Origin of the sequence: Nostoc sp., from assembly GCF_036917815.1 — a bacterium.
Taxonomy (GTDB): Bacteria; Cyanobacteriota; Cyanobacteriia; order Cyanobacteriales; family Nostocaceae; genus Nostoc.
Window position 1 is genome coordinate 84,084 of the sequence record NZ_JBALEK010000010.1, and the last position, 19,485, is coordinate 103,568.

The 19,485-nt window shown below is 42.9% G+C and carries 17 protein-coding genes and 1 pseudogene; 5 read left to right on the plus strand and 13 right to left on the minus strand.

What is annotated here, in order from left to right; translation table 11 throughout:
• Positions 1–33: 33 nt before the first annotated feature.
• Positions 34–366 (plus strand): annotated as a pseudogene (locus V7K97_RS03255) (enoyl-CoA hydratase-related protein); the annotation flags it as partial.
• A gap of 14 nt (positions 367–380) precedes the next feature.
• On the opposite strand, the gene V7K97_RS03260 reads toward V7K97_RS03255, so the two are convergent.
• From V7K97_RS03260 to V7K97_RS03270, 3 genes are all read right to left on the minus strand, one after another.
• Positions 381–1,550 carry a glycosyltransferase gene (locus V7K97_RS03260; RefSeq protein ID WP_334799261.1) on the minus strand — a complete coding sequence of 390 codons (1,170 nt, stop codon included), beginning with the start codon at positions 1,548–1,550 and terminating at the stop codon, positions 381–383.
• Between the two features lie 219 nt (positions 1,551–1,769).
• A complete protein-coding gene (locus V7K97_RS03265; RefSeq protein ID WP_334799262.1) occupies positions 1,770–2,027 on the minus strand; it encodes a hypothetical protein in 258 nt (85 codons plus the stop codon).
• Positions 2,028–2,314: 287 nt separating this feature from the next.
• The gene (locus tag V7K97_RS03270; RefSeq protein ID WP_334799263.1) at positions 2,315–3,481 is read right to left on the minus strand and encodes a pyridoxal phosphate-dependent aminotransferase; all 1,167 of its coding nucleotides are present in this window, start codon (positions 3,479–3,481) and stop codon (positions 2,315–2,317) included.
• A 180-nt stretch (positions 3,482–3,661) separates the two neighbouring features.
• Between V7K97_RS03270 and V7K97_RS03275 the strand changes: the two genes are divergently transcribed.
• Both V7K97_RS03275 and V7K97_RS03280 read left to right on the plus strand, forming a co-directional pair.
• Positions 3,662–4,330, plus strand: coding sequence for a ribonuclease T2 family protein (locus V7K97_RS03275; RefSeq protein ID WP_334799264.1), 669 nt, complete (start codon positions 3,662–3,664; stop codon positions 4,328–4,330).
• Between the two features lie 333 nt (positions 4,331–4,663).
• Positions 4,664–6,124, plus strand: a complete 1,461-nt coding sequence (locus V7K97_RS03280; RefSeq protein ID WP_334799265.1) for an inorganic phosphate transporter — start codon at positions 4,664–4,666, stop codon at positions 6,122–6,124.
• A 221-nt stretch (positions 6,125–6,345) separates the two neighbouring features.
• On the opposite strand, the gene V7K97_RS03285 is transcribed toward V7K97_RS03280, so the two are convergent.
• The gene (locus V7K97_RS03285; RefSeq protein ID WP_334799266.1) at positions 6,346–7,428 is read right to left on the minus strand and encodes a class I fructose-bisphosphate aldolase; all 1,083 of its coding nucleotides are present in this window, start codon (positions 7,426–7,428) and stop codon (positions 6,346–6,348) included.
• 364 nt (positions 7,429–7,792) lie between these two features.
• Here V7K97_RS03285 and V7K97_RS03290 point away from each other — a divergent pair, with 364 nt between their 5' ends.
• Complete coding sequence (locus V7K97_RS03290) at positions 7,793–8,107, plus strand: hypothetical protein (RefSeq protein ID WP_334799267.1); 315 nt, start codon at positions 7,793–7,795, stop codon at positions 8,105–8,107.
• A gap of 270 nt (positions 8,108–8,377) precedes the next feature.
• Here the strand turns inward: V7K97_RS03290 and V7K97_RS03295 are convergent, their stop codons facing one another.
• From V7K97_RS03295 to V7K97_RS03320, 6 genes are all read right to left on the minus strand, one after another.
• Positions 8,378–9,757, minus strand: a complete 1,380-nt coding sequence (locus V7K97_RS03295) for a hypothetical protein (RefSeq protein ID WP_334799268.1) — start codon at positions 9,755–9,757, stop codon at positions 8,378–8,380.
• A 29-nt stretch (positions 9,758–9,786) separates the two neighbouring features.
• Positions 9,787–10,179: a type II toxin-antitoxin system VapC family toxin gene (locus tag V7K97_RS03300; protein ID WP_334799269.1), complete on the minus strand. Its 393-nt coding sequence runs from the start codon at positions 10,177–10,179 to the stop codon at positions 9,787–9,789.
• Positions 10,176–10,394, minus strand: a complete 219-nt coding sequence (locus V7K97_RS03305; RefSeq protein WP_334799270.1) for a hypothetical protein — start codon at positions 10,392–10,394, stop codon at positions 10,176–10,178. Before V7K97_RS03305 ends, V7K97_RS03300 begins: the two co-directional genes overlap by 4 nt.
• A 14-nt stretch (positions 10,395–10,408) precedes the next feature.
• The gene (locus tag V7K97_RS03310) at positions 10,409–11,503 is read right to left on the minus strand and encodes an ATP-binding protein (protein ID WP_334799271.1); all 1,095 of its coding nucleotides are present in this window, start codon (positions 11,501–11,503) and stop codon (positions 10,409–10,411) included.
• Between the two features lie 429 nt (positions 11,504–11,932).
• Positions 11,933–13,576, minus strand: coding sequence for an acetolactate synthase large subunit (locus tag V7K97_RS03315; RefSeq protein WP_334799302.1), 1,644 nt, complete (start codon positions 13,574–13,576; stop codon positions 11,933–11,935).
• Positions 13,577–13,673: 97 nt separating this feature from the next.
• On the minus strand, positions 13,674–15,041 hold the full coding sequence (locus V7K97_RS03320; RefSeq protein WP_334799303.1) for an NAD-dependent succinate-semialdehyde dehydrogenase: 1,368 nt from the start codon (positions 15,039–15,041) through the stop codon (positions 13,674–13,676).
• 227 nt (positions 15,042–15,268) lie between these two features.
• On the opposite strand from V7K97_RS03320, the gene V7K97_RS03325 reads away from it, so the two are divergent.
• Complete coding sequence (locus V7K97_RS03325) at positions 15,269–15,892, plus strand: Uma2 family endonuclease (RefSeq protein WP_334799272.1); 624 nt, start codon at positions 15,269–15,271, stop codon at positions 15,890–15,892.
• 121 nt (positions 15,893–16,013) lie between these two features.
• On the opposite strand, the gene V7K97_RS03330 is transcribed toward V7K97_RS03325, so the two are convergent.
• From V7K97_RS03330 to V7K97_RS03340, 3 genes are all read right to left on the minus strand, one after another.
• Positions 16,014–17,654, minus strand: a complete 1,641-nt coding sequence (locus V7K97_RS03330; protein WP_334799273.1) for an adenylate/guanylate cyclase domain-containing protein — start codon at positions 17,652–17,654, stop codon at positions 16,014–16,016.
• A gap of 376 nt (positions 17,655–18,030) precedes the next feature.
• Positions 18,031–18,912 (minus strand): ribosome biogenesis GTPase YlqF, encoded by an 882-nt coding sequence (gene ylqF / locus V7K97_RS03335; RefSeq protein WP_334799274.1) that lies wholly within the window; start codon positions 18,910–18,912, stop codon positions 18,031–18,033.
• A gap of 120 nt (positions 18,913–19,032) precedes the next feature.
• A complete protein-coding gene (locus V7K97_RS03340; protein WP_334799275.1) occupies positions 19,033–19,437 on the minus strand; it encodes a VOC family protein in 405 nt (134 codons plus the stop codon).
• Positions 19,438–19,485: the final 48 nt, after the last annotated feature.

Sequence of the window (19,485 nt, forward strand, 5' to 3'; positions counted from 1 at the left end):
AAATTCTCAAGCACGATAGCGCACTCCATACCAATGCAAATTAACTGGCAAACTGCCAAAACCTACGAATACATCCTGTATAAAAAAAACGATGGTATGGCGAAAATTAGCATCAACCGTCCCCACAAACGCAATGCCTTTCGTCCTAAAACTGTTTTTGAACTCTACGACGCTTTTTGTGATACTCGTGAAGATACTACTATTGGCGTAGTACTATTTACTGGCTATGACCCACACACGGATGGTAAATATGCCTTCTGTTCTGGTGGCGATCAAAGTGTAAGGGGACATGCGGGTTATGTGGATGAAACTGGTATCCCCCGCTTAAATGTGCTGGACTTACAACGCCTGATCCGTTCCATGCCCAATGCCCCTCACATCTACATCAACTCCATCTCCCGCAAGCCTTGACGTAGTCTCTTCGCTTCTTCGGGATTATATCTTTCATGAAGAGCGATCGCTTTTTTAAAAGCTGTTAAACTATCTTGGTGATTGCCAACTTTGAGCAACACTACCCCTAAATTTTGATAAGCTTCGGCATAGTTGGGATTTAACGCGATCGCATTTTGATAAGATGCGATCGCATCTAGAAATAAACCCAAAGCTTTAAATGTCATCGCCAAGTTATAATGCCCAAAAACAAAATTCGGGTCAATTTTCAAAGTTGTGGCGTAAGCAGTTTTCGCACCGTTGAAATCTCCTGCGGCTTTGAGTAAGTTACCCAAGTTATTGTATGCTCCTAATTTGAGCATGGGATAAATTGGCAATTTGATGGCAGCTTGATAATGAGAAATAGCCTGTGGGGATTTTTGTAACCGACTGTAGGCAATGCCTAAATGATAGTGGAGTTCATATAAAATATCGTAGTTTTCTTCAACAACGGTGATTCCATGTCTGAGCAACTCCATACCTTCGGTAATTTTCCCAGTCTCTACATACAATGCCCCTAATTTACTGCAAACATAAGGGTCATTAGGATGAGTTGCCAGAAATCCTGACATCGCTGTTGCAGCTTTCGCATATTTGTTATTTTGAGCGATCGCACTTTTTTGATATCCTGTGTGTAAAAGTGCCACCCCTGGTAAATAACCTACTTGCCAATGGGGTTCTTTGGTTAAAATTGCTGACACACTATCATCCACTAAGGCATGGTAAGGACGGTCAAAATGAATATCTGGATGATTGCGGAATAGTCTGGAAACCAGAGAATAGGGGGATTGTTCTGCACCAACTTCCTGGCGGACGAGATTGATTAGCAGATATTCATCTCTGGCGATCGCTTCTCGTAACTGCGGTACAATTCCTGGAGTTAGAGTTTCATCAGCATCTAATACTAAAATCCAATCACCAGTCACATATTTTAGAGCGGCATTGCGGGCAGCACTGAAGTCATTACACCATTTAAAATGATGGACTTTTGCACCGAGTTGTTGGGCAATATTAGGAGTGCGATCGATTGAGCCTGTATCCAACACTACCATTTCATCCACCACTTTTCTGACACTGTTCAGGCATTTAGGCAGTGTTGCTGCTTCGTTTTTTACAATCATGCACAGACTCAAACTCATAATTTAAAAATGGGGAGTGGAGAGTGAGGGATATTCCCTTGTTTTTGAAATAGGTTAGCTGCTTTCTGTGAATCTGCGTAGATGGTTGTTCATGCAGAGAAGCAATCTTATATTATCTCGAATCCCGTGAGTTGTCTTTGAATAAAAAAGTCCCCAGGTTGATGATGCTAGGGACTAAGTGCGTTATGGTCGTAAACTGATTTACTGGCTTAGTAGTCCAATAGCCATTTCAAGGTAAATTTTAGCTTTGTGCAAGTTCAGTAAGTTCTCTTGATCCCATCGGTCAGGGTAATTCATCACCTTGCCTTCCATTGTTAGCTTAATCAACGCCGCTTGCTCATCAGTCGGTGAGTTCATCTCATCTACCACCCCTTCAAGGAACTGGATAATGCTAAAGCCTGGTGACTTCAACCCTCTTGCCTGCCTTACTTGAGAAAGTGCTATCTGTGGGAATGCCATCAAGGTAACAATCCAACTAGTCTTATACCCTGCATTCCCAGTAGGCTTTAATCCGTAACGCTATGAAGGAAGAGATACAGCAACAAGATGATCCTCCTGAATTTTGTAGAGAGGCAATTCAGGAGAAGCTAGACAGGAATAAAGAGAAGTAATCTAAAGTTCTTGAGCTATTAGTCTAACAACTACAAAAATGCCCTCTTAACAGGAGGGCATTGTTATTGCTAAATCGAAAAGGTGGAGTGAAAAAGTTGGAGAGTTGCTAAATTCTCCTCACAAATAACAACTAACTAAATACGCGACTTGACAAACTTCTCTAATCTATCCATTCCCTTTTCAATTGTCGCCATATCTGTGGCGTAGGAAAGGCGAATGTTGTCATCAGCGCCAAAAGCAATTCCGGGAATGACTGCGACTTGATATTTTTCCAGCAAAGCGTCACAAAATTCTAGTGATTTTAGACCGGTTTTGCTGATATCAGGGAACAGATAAAAAGCGCCATCTGGTTTGGCGGTACTCAATCCGGGAATAGCGTTGAGTCTGTCTAACATTACCTGGCGGCGTTTGGCGAAGGCTTGACGCATTTCTTCGACACAATCTTGAGAACTTTGTAGCGCTGCGATCGCACCATATTGGGCAAAGGTACACACGTTAGATGTACTATGCCCTTGGATGGTACTTGCTGCTTTAATGATTTCCACTGGCCCTGCTAAATAACCAAGTCTCCACCCAGTCATGGAATAAGCTTTCGCAAACCCATTACTGATTAAAGTTCGGTCAAAAATTTCCTTCCCAAGAGAACCGATGCTGATATGTTCTGCACCGTCGTAGAGAATTTTTTCATAAATCTCATCAGAGACGACAAAGATATCTGCATCAACTACTACCTGCGCCAGTGCTTTGATTTCATCTGGCGTGTAAACCATCCCTGTAGGATTAGATGGAGAGTTGAGGATAAATAACTTTGTCTTCGGCGTGATTGCTTTACGCAGTTGTTCGGGAGTAATTTTATAACCCGTCGTGGCATCTGTAGGGACAATTACCGAAACTCCACCGACCAAAGTCACCATTTCGGGATAACTTAACCAGTAGGGTGCAGGGATAATTACCTCATCACCTGGATCGATCAACGCCACTATTAGATTGTACAGAGAATGCTTACCACCATTGGTGACGATGACATTTTCTGACTTGTAATCAAGACCGTTATCAATTTTAAGCTTGTGGGCGATCGCTTCCCTTAACTTTGGTTCTCCGGCGGCGGCACCATATTTGGTTTTGCCTTCATCCAAAGCTTTTACTGCTGCGGCTTTAATATGGGCTGGGGTATCAAAATCTGGTTCTCCAGCACTAAAACTACAAACATCTATTCCCTCTGCCTTCAGTGCCTTAGCCTTGGCTGCGATCGCTAAGGTTAATGAAGGTGTTACCTGACTTACTCTTGCTGCCAGCTTCATTCTTACTATATTTTGGCAAATCTTTCACTTACTTAAGAATATCCCAGAATTCCCATCAAGATTTGCTTTTTCTGAATTTGTTGGGGAATTGGGAATTAGGAATTGGGAAGAATTTTTGACTATTGACTCTTAACAATGTCTTTTGTATAAACTTAATTTTAGAGTAATTTAAGTGTTTATATGCAGATTAAGAAACTTCTCATTGCGTCTTCTCTGTTCATTACTGCTCTTTTTATACCTAATCCTGCCATTGCTCAAAATCGCGGTACTCCGGGTAAATTTGACTTTTATGTACTAACACTTTCTTGGTCGCCAGATTATTGTGCAGCAAATGGCACCCGTGACCCGCAGCAGTGTGGTTCTGGAAGGAAACTTGGTTTTGTACTACATGGTTTGTGGCCACAATACCAAGCTGGTTATCCTGCTAATTGTTCTACGCAAAAATTACCGTCGGAAGTAAAGCGGCAGTTCCCCAATTTGTATCCTAGTAAGAAACTTTACGATCATGAATGGGAAAAACATGGTACTTGTTCGGGGAAAACTCCTGCGGAATACTTGGGATTGAGTAAAAAGTTAAAAGATGCGATCGCTATTCCCCCAGCTTATAATCGTCCTGATAAGCCCTTGCGTACCACAATTACAGATTTTAAAAATTCATTTGTGAGTGCTAATAATCAAATTACTGCTGATGGTGTAGCACCCTTTTGTTCTGGTTCAGGAAGATTTCTGCAAGAAGTCTTCTTTTGTTATTCCAAAAACGGTCAACCTGGTATTTGTAGCGCCGAGATTTTGAAGCGATCGCAAAAAAGTTGTGGTCAACCAAATTTCTTACTGAGAAACGTTAGATAAAAATGGGTATGGGGCATGGGGCATTGCTTATTCTCCCCCACTCCCCACTCTCCACAACAATGATTTGAAGTACTTTAATCTATTCTTTACTATTACTTAGTTATTTCTTAACTTATCTATTCTAATCTTCAAGTGTAATTAGAATCCATTCTTATTTCGAGATAATAGACGCAATCAGAGAATCTGTTTAGAGAAAGGTTGTATTTATAACCATAATTTCTTGAGTAGTTCACTGAATTGCAATAATCCCAGGCTTTTTCCTAGTTTTAATAGTTTTTTTGTAACCAACTTGTTTTTGTCAAACTGCATTCTGTCTTTTATTAGGAGTGCTAAGTGGAATATTTATTTCTGGCTTTGGCGCTGGGTCTAGCACTCGGCTTTGAATTTGTCAATGGTTTTCATGATACTGCCAATGCAGTTGCTACAGTCATTTACACCAACACGCTGAAGCCAAACATCGCCGTCGTTTGGTCAGGTTGTTGGAACCTAATTGGTGTGCTGACATCGACTGGAGCCGTTGCTTTTGGGATTATTGCCTTGCTTCCCGTTGAGTTGGTAATTAATGTTGGCTCAAGTGCAGGCTTCGCAATGGTCTTTGCACTTTTGATTTCGGCAATCATGTGGAACTTGGGAACCTGGTACTTGGGCTTACCTGCATCCAGTTCACATACGCTGATTGGCTCGATCATGGGTGTTGGTTTAGCAAACTCAGTGTTATCTTCGGGTCATGTCTTTGGCGAGGGCGTGAATTGGTCAAAGGTGCAGGAAGTTTTCACATCTCTACTGGTTTCGCCAATTATTGGATTCACCTGCGCCGCAGTGCTGTTAATCCTGGCTAAGAGACTGATTAATCGACCAGAGTTGTACCGTGCGCCAGATGGGAGTAAGCCCCCCCCACCTTGGATACGTGCTTTGTTAATCTTGACGTGTACTGGTGTGAGCTTCGCCCACGGTTCAAATGATGGTCAAAAAGGTATGGGTTTGATCATGCTCATCTTGGTGGGCATCATACCAGGTATGTTTGCACTGAATATGGATACTGATGCAGCTGCGATCGCTCAGTTGTCCGCTACATCCAACTCTGTAATTACAGTGCTGCAACAACAAGCACCTGGGACATTCTCAAACGGTCAAAACGTCACAGATGAGCTTTCCAACTTCCTCAAACCAGCTGCCGAAGCTAACGAAAAAACATTCACAGCCCTTGCTGTCCAAAGTCGTGTAATTGGAGATAAGCTTGCTGCTAAGACTAGTTTCAAGCAGCTTTCCAAAGATGAGCTTGGCTCATTACGAACCGATATGTATCTAGTAGCTGGAACAATTGGGAAGTTGGACAAGGAGAAAAAATTAACCGATGCCAAACAAAAAGAGGTGCTTACCAGCTATAAGACGCAGTTGGATAAAGTAACCAAATTTATTCCCAATTGGGTAAAATTTGCCGTTGCCATTGCACTCGGTCTTGGCACAATGATTGGTTGGAAGCGCATCGTGGTGACAGTGGGTGAAAAGATTGGTAAAGACCATCTTACCTACGCTCAAGGAGCTTCCGCCGAGTTAGTAGCTATGACAACTATTGGTGCTGCGGATTACTTCGGTCTACCAGTCAGCACCACTCACGTCCTGTCATCTGGTGTCGCGGGTACAATGGCGGCAAACCATTCTGGTTTGCAAATGGACACCCTGAGAAATCTGCTGCTAGCCTGGGTACTGACCCTACCAGTTTGCGTACTGCTGGGTTCTGCTACATACGCAGGGGGCTTGTATCTAGTCTTGAATATTCTGGGTTTGAAGTAGGAAATGGGGCATGGGGCATTGGGCACTTGTACTGAGCGAAGCCGAAGTATTGGGCATTGGGTATTGGGCATCGGGCATCGGGCATCGGGCATTGGTTATTAATTCTTCTCCCCCTGCTCCCCCTGCTTCCCCTGCTCCCCCTGCTTCCCCTGCTCCCCCTGCTCCCCCTGCTCCCCCTGCTCCCCCTGCTCCCCCTGCTCCCCCTGCTTCTTCCCCACTCCCTAAGCTATCGTCACATCTGGCGACAAATAAACATCCTGAATGGTATGAAACAGTTTTACACCTTCCTCAAAGGGACGTTGGAAAGTCTTTCGCCCAGAAATTAATCCTGAACCACCAGCGCGTTTGTTGATTACAGCAGTGCGAACGGCTTCCGCGAAGTCATTTTTACCAGTCGCACCACCAGAATTAATCAACCCCACACGCCCAGAGTAGCAATTTAGTACTTGGTAACGAGTTAAATCAATTGGATGATCGGTTGTCAGTTCTGTGTAAACTCGCTCATCGGTTTTGCCGTAACTCTTACCAGTAGCTTTGGCAACTGCACCGTAACCATTGTTATTTTCGGGTAACTTTTGTTTGATAATGTCGGCTTCAATGGTTACACCCAAATGATTCGCCTGTCCGGTGAGGTCAGCCGCAAGGTCGTAATCTTTATCTTGTTTAAAAGCGTTGTTACGCAGATAGCACCAGAGAATAGTTGCCAAACCCAGTTCATGGGCGCGTTTAAAAGCTTTGCTGATTTCCTGGATTTGTCTGGTAGACTGCTCTGAACCAAAGTAAATTGTCGCACCTACCGCCGCCGCCCCTAAATTCCAAGCTTGTTCCACATCCGCAAACAATACCTGGTCAAATTGATTGGGGAAAGTCAGCAATTCGTTGTGATTAATTTTGGTAATAAAGGGAATTTTGTGGGCATATTTGCGCGAAACTATACCTAATGTCCCCAAAGTGGTAGCAACAGCATTGCAACCTGCGGCGATCGCTAGCTTGACAATATTTTCTGGGTCAAAGTAAATCGGATTGGGCGCAAAAGACGCACCTGCTGAGTGTTCAATCCCTTGGTCTACTGGTAAAATCGAGAGATAACCAGTGTTTGCCAAACGACCAGTAGAATAAAGTAACTGGAGATTACGCAATACTTGAGGATTGCGATCGCTATTGAGCCAGATTCGATCTACAAAGTCTGACCCAGGTAAATGTAGTAAATCACGAGAAACTTTTGCTTTGTAGGTAAGTAAGTCTTCTGCCTCTTTACCTAGCAATGACTCAATAGAATTAGGCTCTTTAAGCGTTGTAGTCATAGTATTATCCTCAAAAATTGAGCAAATGACCTTGCTTTTAAGATAGCATTTTAACACTGCTAACCTGGTTGTACGGTCATTAATTATGTGTATTCTTTTTGAATATATAGCAATCTTCTTTGATAAATGAAAACCAAAAGGCTGAGATTTCCCACTTATTTCAAGAAGTCGAGAATCTTGTGATGAATGATTAAGTAAGGCTATACTACCGGAAGTATTAAATCAACTTTCGGAATTGATATTTTCAACTTCAGTTACCAACATCAAACAGTACAAGCATACTATATTTGGCTCATAGCTGAAAATTGAAAACCTATCTTTCCCCGATTGTGGTAATAAATTTGAACAGAATAAATACAATTGTATGAGTAACTTTCAAATCGATATCGACTTTAGCAATATAGATTTAGCTTCCCTTGAGACAGAAGAAGATTTTCAACGAGAGGCAAAAATGTTACTCCCAAAGGCACTGGTCAAACTAGGTGAAAGTGTGGGTGAAAAGACTTGGGAAGAATTACAGGTAAAACTGCAAGCAACTGGAGGTAAACTCAAATCTTCTCCAAGCGAGAAACGCAGGTTTATTCAAGAAACCGGAAGAACTTATCAACGCAATGCTAGTAACAGAGAAAAACAAGAACTAGAAGACTACATAGTAGAGCAATTACGCCAGCGCAAGTAGTAAATATCTACAGTAGCCCTTTCAAGGTGACTCAGAATATCTCTGATTTCCTCTCTGCGCTGCGCCAGTTGCTTCTCGCAAGGGGAGACGCGCAAGGGACAAGTCGGGAAACCGCAAGGGCGCACTGGCAACTCTATTGCCTCTGCGGTTTAAAAGTAATTTATCTAACCACAGAGGCGCAGAGAACGCAGAGTAAAGAGGGATTCTTTGACCAAAATTTTTACCCACCTTGAAAGGGCTAATATCTATAGTTAATTTACTGGACATCATTCAAACAAACCACCGCCGAATCAACTCCACCTGGAAGCCATAGCCGTCGTCAACTTCCTCAATTAACTCACGTTGCAACAGCAAATTGAAAGTAATATCAGCATCCGGGAACTGTTGCAATAGAGTTTGGCAGCTAACTATAGCCCCTTCCCCTAGAGCTGCGATAAAACGTAGAATAGCTTGTCCAGTTGCATCAACTTGGTTGTTTTGAATGTCAGCAAAGAAAAAGCCACCGCTTTTCAAAGCTTCTGGTATTGCTGCTTTCACATCTGCTAAAGTTGCCAATCGCCGGATAGAGGGGTCTTGCTCGTTTTTGAGGACGATAATTTCTGCACAGAGTAGTTGGACTAAGAATGGGTGACAACGGGTGAGTTGTAGCACTCTTTCAACGGCGTTAGGTTCATAGCGGAGAGTAAAATCTTTGACGGGACGTTCAATTAATTGTCGTGCTTCTGCTTCTTTGAGGTAGGAGATATGCACTACTTGGACATTAATTAGATAACTAGCCCAGCGCTGATATTCTTCGATAGTATGGGAGCCAGCCAGTAACACCTTGAAACGGGGACGATGTTGGATGAGGTGACGCAGCATACCTAAAACATCCTGTTCATCAAAGCGACCTTTGGCTATGGCGTTGTCTAGCACCTCGAATTCATCTAGCGCTAGTAAGGCGGTATTTTGTTCTAGAGCGAGTTCTACTTTATCTAGCCATTCATCGAAATAGGTGAAAGGGTCAGATTTTAACACTTCACGGGCTAGGGACGGTAGAGTTACACCTTGCTTTTTCGCTGCCACGCCGAACGCCACGCCCAACGCTACGGCTGCCACGCCTCCCTCCAAGGCTTCCGCCACGGTTCTCGCCACACTGGACGCCATACTGGACGCCATACCCAACGCCATACCAAACGCCACGCCTCCGGCCACGGCTTCCGCCTTGCCTTCCGCCATACCTAACATCAGTCCGAATACCACGCCTAACGCCACACAAGACACCACATCAGCAAGTATGCTTGCGATTGGTTCACCCAATATCCACAGCACTAAGCCCAGCAGTAAGTTAGCCAAGATAGATAAGGTAAAGTACCCCTCAATGAGCAGCCGCCATCGCCCTCGTCTCAAAAAGCTAATTAAAGAGGAGTCTGATTCTAGGTCAGGATCAATGTGCTTGAGGTGATTACGCCATGCTGAAGGGTGGAAGAAAAGCCAGAAAAGCAGTTGCAGGCTACCAAGGATTAAGTTGGGGTGCTGCTGGGGTGCATCGGTGTAGGCGTTAGGGGGTAGTTGTGGTGAGGTCAACGTTTCTGCACTCCTATTTAATACTCGGCTTTGCTGAATCAGGATATTAAAGAGCTTCATGCAAAGGCGCAAAGAAGAATTCATAGGTTAATTGACCAACACCAACTTTTCTTTCAGTTTTTGAAAGTTTGCACCCCAGGATATGCCAGAATTTTGGCATCAACAGTTAGTAAAGGAGAGTTGTAAATTCTGGCAGTGGCTACAATAACTTGGTCAAATGAATCTCGGTGAAAACCTGTGAGTTTGGTTGATTCAACGATAATTGGAATTGTCACTTCGAGTAGCTGCACTCCTGGATAAGCTAAAGCTGCTGCTAACCACTCGTCAACTGAAATTGAAAAAGCAAGTTTGCGATTCTCAACCAGTTTGGCGACTTCCCAACAAGAAATAATGCTGACTCCTAATCCTTGAGATTGATATTCTTCAATCCAATCTCGATATTTCTGGTTTAGTCGTTCATTATTATCTACCCACCAAATCCAAATATGGGTATCTAAGATTATCATTGCAAGACTTCCCAATCCTCTATAGGTACAGCAGGCTCAAAAGGATCATCATAGTGAATAACTGTTCCCCGTAAAGGATAAGGATTAGATTCTGAAGATTGGGGAAAACGTTCTAAAACAATGATTTCAACTGCTTCCCCAGCCTGAAACGGTAAATCCTCAAGAATCAAGGTTCCGTTTTTAGTTAACTTTGTTTCAATTCGGTGTGCTTTCATAGTTACTCTGCTAGTTATGAATCTAAGAAATCAGCAAACCGTTTCATTTGTCGTAAGCCTTCCTCACGCCAATTATCATCATTCTCCCCTTCTTCTAAGTTAAATAACCTTTCTCTGCACAGAATTTGTAACAACAGTGGCCAGCAGCAACTTTGTGTCAAAATCCACTCCACATCTTTATCAGTAAAAGCAATGGGCGAACTCACTATCAATTCCCACGCTTCTTTCTCAGTCAATGCTCCCAGATATGCGGTGTAGCCGAAAATATTGAAAAAGGGTGAACTGTGTCCTGTGTTGTGCGCCATTTCAATCGGTGATTCGTGGGTAGCCAAGACAAATGCTAGATTCCCCCCTGTATGGTTAGTCGCTAAAGACCGCAAACTTTCCCAAAAGCCATCATCTAATTCTGGACAGCGTTGCAAGCCAACGCCAATCTCATCCAATAAGATGACTGTGGGATAATGCAAATTATCGCTGACTACATCCATGAAACGATCTAAATCGCAAGGTGTCGGCACTTGCATCTTCAGTGATTCTAGGATGTACTTTAGCAGCCCTTCTCGGCTTTGCATTCGTGCATCTTGCAAGTCTACGAAAATCCAATGGTAATTTTCTGGATGCGGTAGCCAGTCAGATTTTTGCTCAGGACGCAGCTGTTCTGCTGGGGTGGTGGTGATATTTTTGAGATAGTGCAGCAGGGATGTTTTTCCACTGCGCTTTTTCCCGATAATGGCGGAGTTTTGCAGGGGATGGCGTTTGAGTAAGTTGAAGAGGCGTTTTAATTCTTTTTCGCGCCCAAAAAAGTAACGCGGTTGGGTGATGGGTGCGCCAATGATGAAGGGTGATGCTTCCCCGTTAGGTGGCTGAGATTTAGGCGGTTGAGTTTCTGGTTCTTTGTATGCAATGTCTTGCCACTCTAACCCCAATTTTTTGCTAAGTTCTACAAAATTTAGATAGTCAACAGGTTTGCCAGTGAGAAAGCTTTTGACTGTGGATAAAGAAAATCCTATATCAGTAGCCAACGACTGTTGGCTGGGATAGCCGTTACGCGGAGGTGCTGACTTGACTTTTTCAATATACTCTGGGGCTACTCGGAGCGATCGCGCCATTACTCCTTATATGAAATACTACTTAATATTCTAGCTCTTTTAAGAGACTCAAAGTCAACAATAAATCAGCTAGAAGTCAACTATTTATCAACGCATAGTCAATATTGCTACTCAGCCAGATGCCAATCTAGCTTACCAAGACCGCTACAACAGCGTACCAACTGGCCAAATGTGTTGGGCATTTAACTTGATTTGGGGACTGAGGGGAATACTGCATTGGTAGGTAAGCTCAAGTTTACACCAATAGCTGTGTTGCATCCGATTATGAGGAGTATAAATTAAAAAGGAGTTAGGAATAAATAACTCCTAATACCAATTCTCTAAGAGGCTGCACAAAATCAGGCTTGGTAAGACTTGGGGCTTGAGCAAATTGTTCTATGCAACCTCACAGGTAATCGGTATAACTCTTAACTCCTAACTTTGAACTTTTTACAACGCACAAGTCAACTCGCCCGCTTTTTGACTGAAGCGGTGATTCTCCCGATAATCTACGGGACAATCTATCACGGCGGGTACATCTTGAGCGAGGGCTTCTTTCAAAGTAGGAATCAAATCTAAAGCCGATTCAACTCGGTAGCCTTTTAAACCCATGCTTTCGGCGAATTTAACAAAATCAGGATTGCTAAAATGCACAAAAGCGGAGTTTCCTTTGCCAAATTGATTTTCTTGCTTCCACTCAATTAACCCATAGCCACCATCATTAAAAATTATGGTGACAAAGGGCGTACCAACACGCAAGGCTGTTTCTAATTCTTGAGAATTCATCATAAAGCCGCCATCGCCTGTGACAGCAACGACTTTGCGCTGAGGATGAACGAGTTTTGCTGCTAAAGCGCCAGGAATAGCAATACCCATAGCCGCGAAGCCGTTGGAAATTATGCAAGTATTAGGGCTATGGCAATGATAATGACGCGCCATCCACATTTTATGTGCGCCAACATCAGAGATGACGATATCATCTGGCCCCATCACTTGCCGTAAGTCATAAATTAACTTTTGTGGCTTAATGGGAAATCCGTCATCATGGGCATACTGTTCGTAATCAGCCCGAATCTCTGACCTTAAGCTAATAGCAAAGGGATCGGGTTTACCTTGTCTGTCTGCTAATTTTAAGATTTCATAGAGGGAATCGGAAATATCTCCCACTACTTCGGCGTGGGGAATATAACTACTATCAATCTCCGCCGGACTTACCCCAATATGCACTATGGGAATTTCACCATTCCGATTCCATTTCTTCGGGGAAAATTCAATCAAATCATAGCCGATGGCAATTACTAAATCTGTGTTATCAAAGCCACAGGTAATAAAATCTCTTTGCTGTAATCCTACTGACCACAATGCTAATTGATGTGTGTAGGGAATCACGCCTTTACCCATGAAGGTATTAGCAACAGGTATATTTAACAAGGTGGCAAATTGCGTTACTGCATCACTTGCATGGGCGCGAATTGCCCCATTTCCGACTAAGATTAATGGGTTAACTGCTTGGCAAATTGCGGCTGCTGCTGCCCGAATGCTAGCAAAAGATGCATAAGTTTTTTCGCTATTATCCTTACGTAAAGGTTTGCCTTCTACAGGCATGGCAGCAATATTTTCTGGCAAATCGATGTGAACTGCACCAGGTTTTTCTGATTGCGATCGCTTAAATGCTTTTCGGACTACTTCTGGTGTAATACTCGGTCGCACAATCTGCTTATTCCACTTGGTAACAGGTGCAAACATTGCTACCAAATCTAAATATTGATGGGATTCAATGTGCATTCTATCTGTTCCCACTTGACCGGTAATTGCCACTAAAGGCGCACCATCGAGATTAGCATCTGCTACCCCAGTCATCAAATTGGTTGCCCCAGGACCAAGAGTAGAAAGACATACTCCGGCTTTTCCTGTTAGGCGTCCGTAGACATCGGCCATGAATGCTGCACCCTGTTCATGACGAGTTGTAATAAATTTAATCGATGAATGTTTTAGCGCTTCCAAAACGTGCAGATTTTCTTCCCCAGGGAGTCCAAAAATATATTGCACTCCTTCATTTTCTAGGCACTGCACCAATAATTCTGCTGTATTCATTTTATTTCCCGACAACTCTATTAACGAATAAGACTTTTGTTCTTTGTCATTAGTCATTTGTCCTTTGTCTGACCAATGACCAATGACTAATGACTAATCATTTAACCCACACGGTTTTAACATTGACAAACTCATGTATACCCTGGATACTCAATTCTCTGCCATATCCAGAACGCTTGATGCCACCAAAGGGCAACTGAGGATCAGATTTGACCATACTGTTAATAAACACGGCACCGGCTTCAATTTCTTCAACCAAGCGATCGCTCTCTTGGTCGTTGGTTGTCCAAGCACTTGCACCTAATCCAAAGGGGCTGTCATTAGCGAGTTTAATGGCAGCATCGATATCAGGAACCCTGAATAACAAGGCTACCGGGCCAAAAAATTCTTCTTTGGCAATTGGTGTGTCAGTGGGGATATCTATGATAATCGTTGGCGGATAAAAGTTACCGGGACGATCTGATAAAGGATATCCACCGGTGAGGACTTTACCACCACTGCTGATGGCAGCTTGCACTTGTTTATCTAAATCCTGGAGAATACCAGGAGTTGCCAGTGGGCCTAAATCGGTATCTGGTTGCATGGGATCGCCTACTTTTAGCGCCTCGAATTTTTCTAAAAGCAATTTTTCAAATTTGTCTGCGATCGCTTCTGCAATAATAAAACGTTTCGCTGCAATACATGATTGCCCGTTATTCAACATCCGCGCTGTAGTAGCGGTGACAACTGCTGTCTCTAAGTCAGCACTTTCTAACACAATGAATGGGTCACTTCCTCCTAATTCCAAAACGGTTTTTTTAATTTGTTTGCCGGCGGCGACGGCGAGGGATATACCTGCTGGTTCGCTTCCTGTCAAGGTAGCAGCTTTTACCCGATCATCAGCCATTAAATCGGCGACTTTGGCAGCGCCTATTAATAGGGTTTGAAACGCACCTCCAGGAAAACCCGCCCGTCGGATAATCTCTTCAATTGCCAAGGCACACTGCGGCACGTTGGAAGCGTGTTTGAGTAAGCCGACATTCCCCGCCATGAGTGCCGGTGCAGCAAAGCGGAACACTTGCCAAAAGGGGAAATTCCACGGCATCACCGCGAGAATCGCACCCATTGGTTGATAACGCACAAAACTTTGGCTGGCATCCGTTTTTACACTGACATCAGCCAAAAAACTAGAGGCGTGTTCGGCATAATAGCGACAGACGACGGCGCATTTTTGGACTTCAGCGATCGCAGCTTTGAAAGGCTTACCCATTTCTAGAGTCATCAACTTAGCAAATTCTGCTTTGTCTTGCTCTAAAATATCAGCAGCTTTTTCTAGCCATTGCGATCGCTCAGAGAAACTAGTCTGACGATACTTTTCAAAAGCCTGATTAGCTAAATCGAGTTTAGCGATAATTTCTGCATCATTGAGTGGCTCAAAGGTTTTGAGCGTTTCCCCAGTGGCGGGATTAATGGTGGCGATCGCCATTACCTGACCTCCCGTTAAAAAATAGCTTGAAGTTGGCTTCCTAATGTTATACATATAAATTGAGGAAGCTACCATCCAAATTCTAGTCTTTTAGCCAAAAATTAGCTGCTGAATATTACGATCTCGCAATTTTAATTGAATTAAAGTATACCAATCAATAAGTATTAATATTGATGAATTAAATACAAGTAAAGTTGCTATAATTTGCACAATTGAGGAATCAAGCTATGACTCAAGTCTTAGGCAAAGTAGTTACATTCGATGAATTCGTTGCTAAATATCCAGATAACACAGGACAACGTTACGAACTATATGATGGAGTTGTAGTAGAAATGCCCCAACCAACAGGGGACCATGAAGAGATTGTTGTATTTTTATCGACAAAAATCACTTTAGAATATAGTCGCCTCGGATTGCGGTATGGTATACCAAAAACAGTATTAGTTAAACCACTTGAAAACGAATCAGCTTACTCGCCAGATTTGCTACTCCTAAATCTTACTAATTTAGTTAATGAATCTTTCTGGAAAAAACAATCAACTGTTACTCAAGCAGCATCAATTCCTTTAATAATTGAGGTGGTAAGTACAAACTGGCGTAATGATTATCTCAAAAAATACGCTGATTATGAAGAAATGGGAATTCCTGAATACTGGATTGTAGATTATGGTGCATTGGGCGGTAGAGAATTTATTGGCAAGCCCAAACAACCGACTATTTTAGTTTGCTGTTTAGAAGAAGGTGAGTATCGCGTTAGTAAATTTCGACGAAATGACCGTATCCAGTCGCCAACTTTTCCAGAGTTAGATTTGACAGCAGAGCAAATTTTTAGTGCTGGCACAGTCAGGTAATAGCTAAAGGTAGATTCTGCATAAAATAAACTTTATCCTTGATGCTGATACCAATTTTATGTAAAGCTGCATAAAAACAATCTTTATCTAGTAATCCAAGCCGCGTAATATCCAACTTGGGTTAATAACTAATAATTGTTGGCACTTGCTGCAAATTTGTCTGATAAATCTTAACTAATCGCTCAATACCTTTGAAACGATAATCTCCCATTTCCTGAAAGTCTGAGGATTGTAAAAGCATTTTATGAGTAACTTCACTAATCACACATTCACTAGGAGGACAAACTGCTTCCATCCGAGCAGCAAGATTAATCGTCGCGCCTAATGCTGTGTAATCTACCCTTTGGGAACTACCGACATCTCCCACCACAGCCTTACCGCTATTAATCGCAATGCGTAATTGTAGCGGTTCGTGCCAAAAACCGTTGGCATTAAGATGTTCGAGACGAGTCAGCATTCCTTTGGCAGCAGCAACAGCGCGATCGGCGTGATCTGGCTGCGGTTCTGGAGCGCCAAAAAATGCCATAATACAATCTCCAATATATTTATCTAAAGTGCCGCCGTAGGTAAACACTTCTTTTAGCATCTCTTCAAATAAATTATTTAATAGTTGAGCGATCGCAGTTGGTGTTAACCGTTCAGAAATTGCCGTAAACCCAACCAAATCCGCAAACAAAATACTGATTTCGCTCTCGGTGGGAGCTAAACGACCACCTGGTAATCCGCCTACAGAGATCAACTGCTGTACAACTGCTGGAGAATGATAACGTTCTAATCGGTGACGAATCATCTCTTCAGTTTTGAGTTTCTCTACCAATAGCCAGCGCTGCACACTCGAAGCTACAAGGTTTGCTAAAGCTGAAAAAAAGCTCAATTCTTCCTCGCCTTCATTTGCCCAATGATAAGAAGAAAAATTGGCATCGGCATAGAGTACGCCCACAACTTTATTTTCATCCCATAAAGGCACCGCCATCGCGCTGCGAATGCCTTTGAACAAAATACTCTGTTCACTAGCAAACCGTTCATCCTGATGAGTATCACCGGTTTGAATGACCACTTTTTCGTCAAATACCTTTTGACAGATACTACGACTAATCCAACTACCATCAGAGGGAAGATGTTTCTGTTGGGAAATATTTCTAGTCGCAGCATTCACTAATTCCAACTGGCCGCAACCATTGACATCAATTAACAATGCCAAGCGATCGATACTATCAAGGTAACGAAAAACTACTTGCTGTACCTGAGAAAAAATCTCTTCTATGGAGGCTGCTGCACAAAGATTTTTCGCTATGTCCACTAAGTCTTTGAGACGGGCAATAGTTTTATCCTTATTGCTGATGTTGTCATCCCTACTATCAGCTGCAATCCATTGCTGTTGTAATTGTTCGACATTGTGAAGGATTGTTCTTTGCTCATTAATATCCGAAGTTCCAGGATATTCAGGTAGAGGTTGGGAAACAAGGCTTGTTAGCAGCACTACTATGCTAACATTGCCCAGTAAAACGATATCGCCGTGATGTAACTCTTGGGGATAGTTAACCAGATACTTATTGACTTGTGTCCCGTTTTTGCTGCCCAGATCCTCAATAGTCCACACACCATCAGCCGTTTTGAGCAGGCGAGCATGGTTGCGGGATATTCCAGCAAAAGGTAAGTATAAGTTACATTCCGGTAAACGACCAATTGTAAATACATCTTGATCAACTGCGATCGTTGTCTCCGTATCTCCCTCTTGTAGGCGTAGCGTGAGTTCAGTCATGAGTGTGATATGATCCATCGAAGCTAGAGGTCAAGCAACTCTAAGGTAAGTTATACCCTACAAGTTAACCTTCACCTTTTCTTTATGACACCGTTAACTGCATTCCGACAACTATATGTGACAGATATTACATTATTTCACGGAATTTTAGATTTTAAATTTTGGATAATGGAATTGAAGATTCAAAATCGGTCTTGGAAAGTTTGCTCAAGTCAAGCCACTCCGTTGCGGGGGTTCCCCCCGTTGTCGGAAGTGGCGCAGCAGAGCCGCCCCCGAATTTAAATGCGAGAATAAATCTAAAATCCAAAATTAATTGACAGAGCCAATGACTTTAGGTGTGGGGTCAATCTAAAATCCAAAATTGTGTCACCCTTACTTAATTGGGTGGCAATTCTAAACTCATTTCACCCAACAACCCCTTGCGAAAATCTGTTAAAAGTTGCCTTGCAGCTCGCTCTACATCACCTTTATAACGATGTTCCGCCAAGGCGTGTAAATAGGTATCTCCGGTGTCGGATATAGAATCGAGTTGGTAACGAGACTGTAATGGTTTTTTTGGTAATAAATCTGTGGCTACAGCTTCTAAATAGTTGAGTAAATCCACTAGGGCTGCTGCTACTAGCTGATTATCATAAGATGCTTCACCAATATCATCACAAATAGCTAATTTTAATGCTGCGTCTTGGTCTTCTAATCTTAGAGGGATGACACCAGGAGCATCTAGCAATTCCAAATAGTCGGAAATTCGCACCCAGCGTAGTTGGCGAGTTACTCCAGGGCGGGCTGCACTTTCCACTACTCGCCGTCCCAATAGGCGGTTAATCAAAGCTGATTTACCGACATTGGGAAAACCAATGACCACAGCCCGCACTGGACGGGGTAACATCCCGCGATCGCTTCTTCTTTGATTAAGTTCTACCCCAGCCGCTTGCGCTGCCCGCGCCACTTCTGCTATACCTTTACCATGTTGAGCGTTAGTAAAATAAGGGACTTCTCCTTGACGTTTAAACCAATCTATCCACAGCGATCGCATTTGCGGCGTAATCATATCTACTCGGTTAAGTATCAACACCCGTGCCTTACCCTCCACCCACTCCGCGATTTGCGGATGGTGAGTCGCTAAGGGAATCCGCGCGTCTCTGACTTCAAACACCACATCTACACGCTTCAGCTGTTCTTTGAGCTTCCTTTCAGCTTTAGCAATGTGACCTGGATACCATTGAATCAGGTTTAATCTATAGTTTTGAGTTATGGCCATTTTTTATTATTAACTATCAATTACTTAATTATCGCCAATAAAAGGCATTGGGCATTGGGCGAGAATAATAACTCCTGTAGAGACGCGATTAATCGCGTCTCTACTCCCAACTCCTAACTCCTAACTCTCTTTGGCTTGATGTAAAATCAGACGATTGCCATCAGGGTCATAGGCATAAATTTCTCTCCCGTGGGAAGCAATGGAAATGTTTCCTGGCGGGGGATAGCCCAAAACAGTTAGGTGAGCGATCGCATTTTCCAAGTTACTCACCTCTAAACACAAACTCATCTTACTTTTGGTATACACAGAAAGCTGGTTGTCGTTAGACATCGCTTCAAATTCAGATTCATTTGTGTTCTTTGGTTTAAAAATACCTAATCGCATACTAACTAGATTAAACTCAGCATAGACATTGGGAATCAAAAAAACTGGCTTTTGCTCCAGCAATTGAATGTAGAAATTCACTAACTTCTCAAAATTCACCGATGCTATAGTGACAAATGCGTTAGTGTACTGAAAAACCATATTTGCCTATTGCCCTTTGAATTTTTAGCATACATAGCATAGGCTGGT

Bases quoted from the DNA above. Each gene is read 5' to 3' on its own strand.
- V7K97_RS03260 (WP_334799261.1), bottom strand. From the start codon at position 1,550: ATGATTGTAAAAAACGAAGCAGCAACACTGCCTAAATGCCTGAACAGT.
- V7K97_RS03265 (WP_334799262.1), bottom strand. From the start codon at position 2,027: ATGGCATTCCCACAGATAGCACTTTCTCAAGTAAGGCAGGCAAGAGGG.
- V7K97_RS03270 (WP_334799263.1), bottom strand. From the start codon at position 3,481: ATGAAGCTGGCAGCAAGAGTAAGTCAGGTAACACCTTCATTAACCTTA.
- V7K97_RS03275 (WP_334799264.1), top strand. From the start codon at position 3,662: ATGCAGATTAAGAAACTTCTCATTGCGTCTTCTCTGTTCATTACTGCT.
- V7K97_RS03285 (WP_334799266.1), bottom strand. From the start codon at position 7,428: ATGACTACAACGCTTAAAGAGCCTAATTCTATTGAGTCATTGCTAGGT.
- V7K97_RS03290 (WP_334799267.1), top strand. From the start codon at position 7,793: ATGAGTAACTTTCAAATCGATATCGACTTTAGCAATATAGATTTAGCT.
- V7K97_RS03295 (WP_334799268.1), bottom strand. From the start codon at position 9,757: ATGAATTCTTCTTTGCGCCTTTGCATGAAGCTCTTTAATATCCTGATT.
- V7K97_RS03300 (WP_334799269.1), bottom strand. From the start codon at position 10,179: ATGATAATCTTAGATACCCATATTTGGATTTGGTGGGTAGATAATAAT.
- V7K97_RS03305 (WP_334799270.1), bottom strand. From the start codon at position 10,394: ATGAAAGCACACCGAATTGAAACAAAGTTAACTAAAAACGGAACCTTG.
- V7K97_RS03310 (WP_334799271.1), bottom strand. From the start codon at position 11,503: ATGGCGCGATCGCTCCGAGTAGCCCCAGAGTATATTGAAAAAGTCAAG.
- V7K97_RS03315 (WP_334799302.1), bottom strand. From the start codon at position 13,576: ATGAATACAGCAGAATTATTGGTGCAGTGCCTAGAAAATGAAGGAGTG.
- V7K97_RS03320 (WP_334799303.1), bottom strand. From the start codon at position 15,041: ATGGCGATCGCCACCATTAATCCCGCCACTGGGGAAACGCTCAAAACC.
- V7K97_RS03325 (WP_334799272.1), top strand. From the start codon at position 15,269: ATGACTCAAGTCTTAGGCAAAGTAGTTACATTCGATGAATTCGTTGCT.
- V7K97_RS03330 (WP_334799273.1), bottom strand. From the start codon at position 17,654: ATGACTGAACTCACGCTACGCCTACAAGAGGGAGATACGGAGACAACG.
- ylqF (WP_334799274.1), bottom strand. From the start codon at position 18,912: ATGGCCATAACTCAAAACTATAGATTAAACCTGATTCAATGGTATCCA.
- V7K97_RS03340 (WP_334799275.1), bottom strand. From the start codon at position 19,437: ATGGTTTTTCAGTACACTAACGCATTTGTCACTATAGCATCGGTGAAT.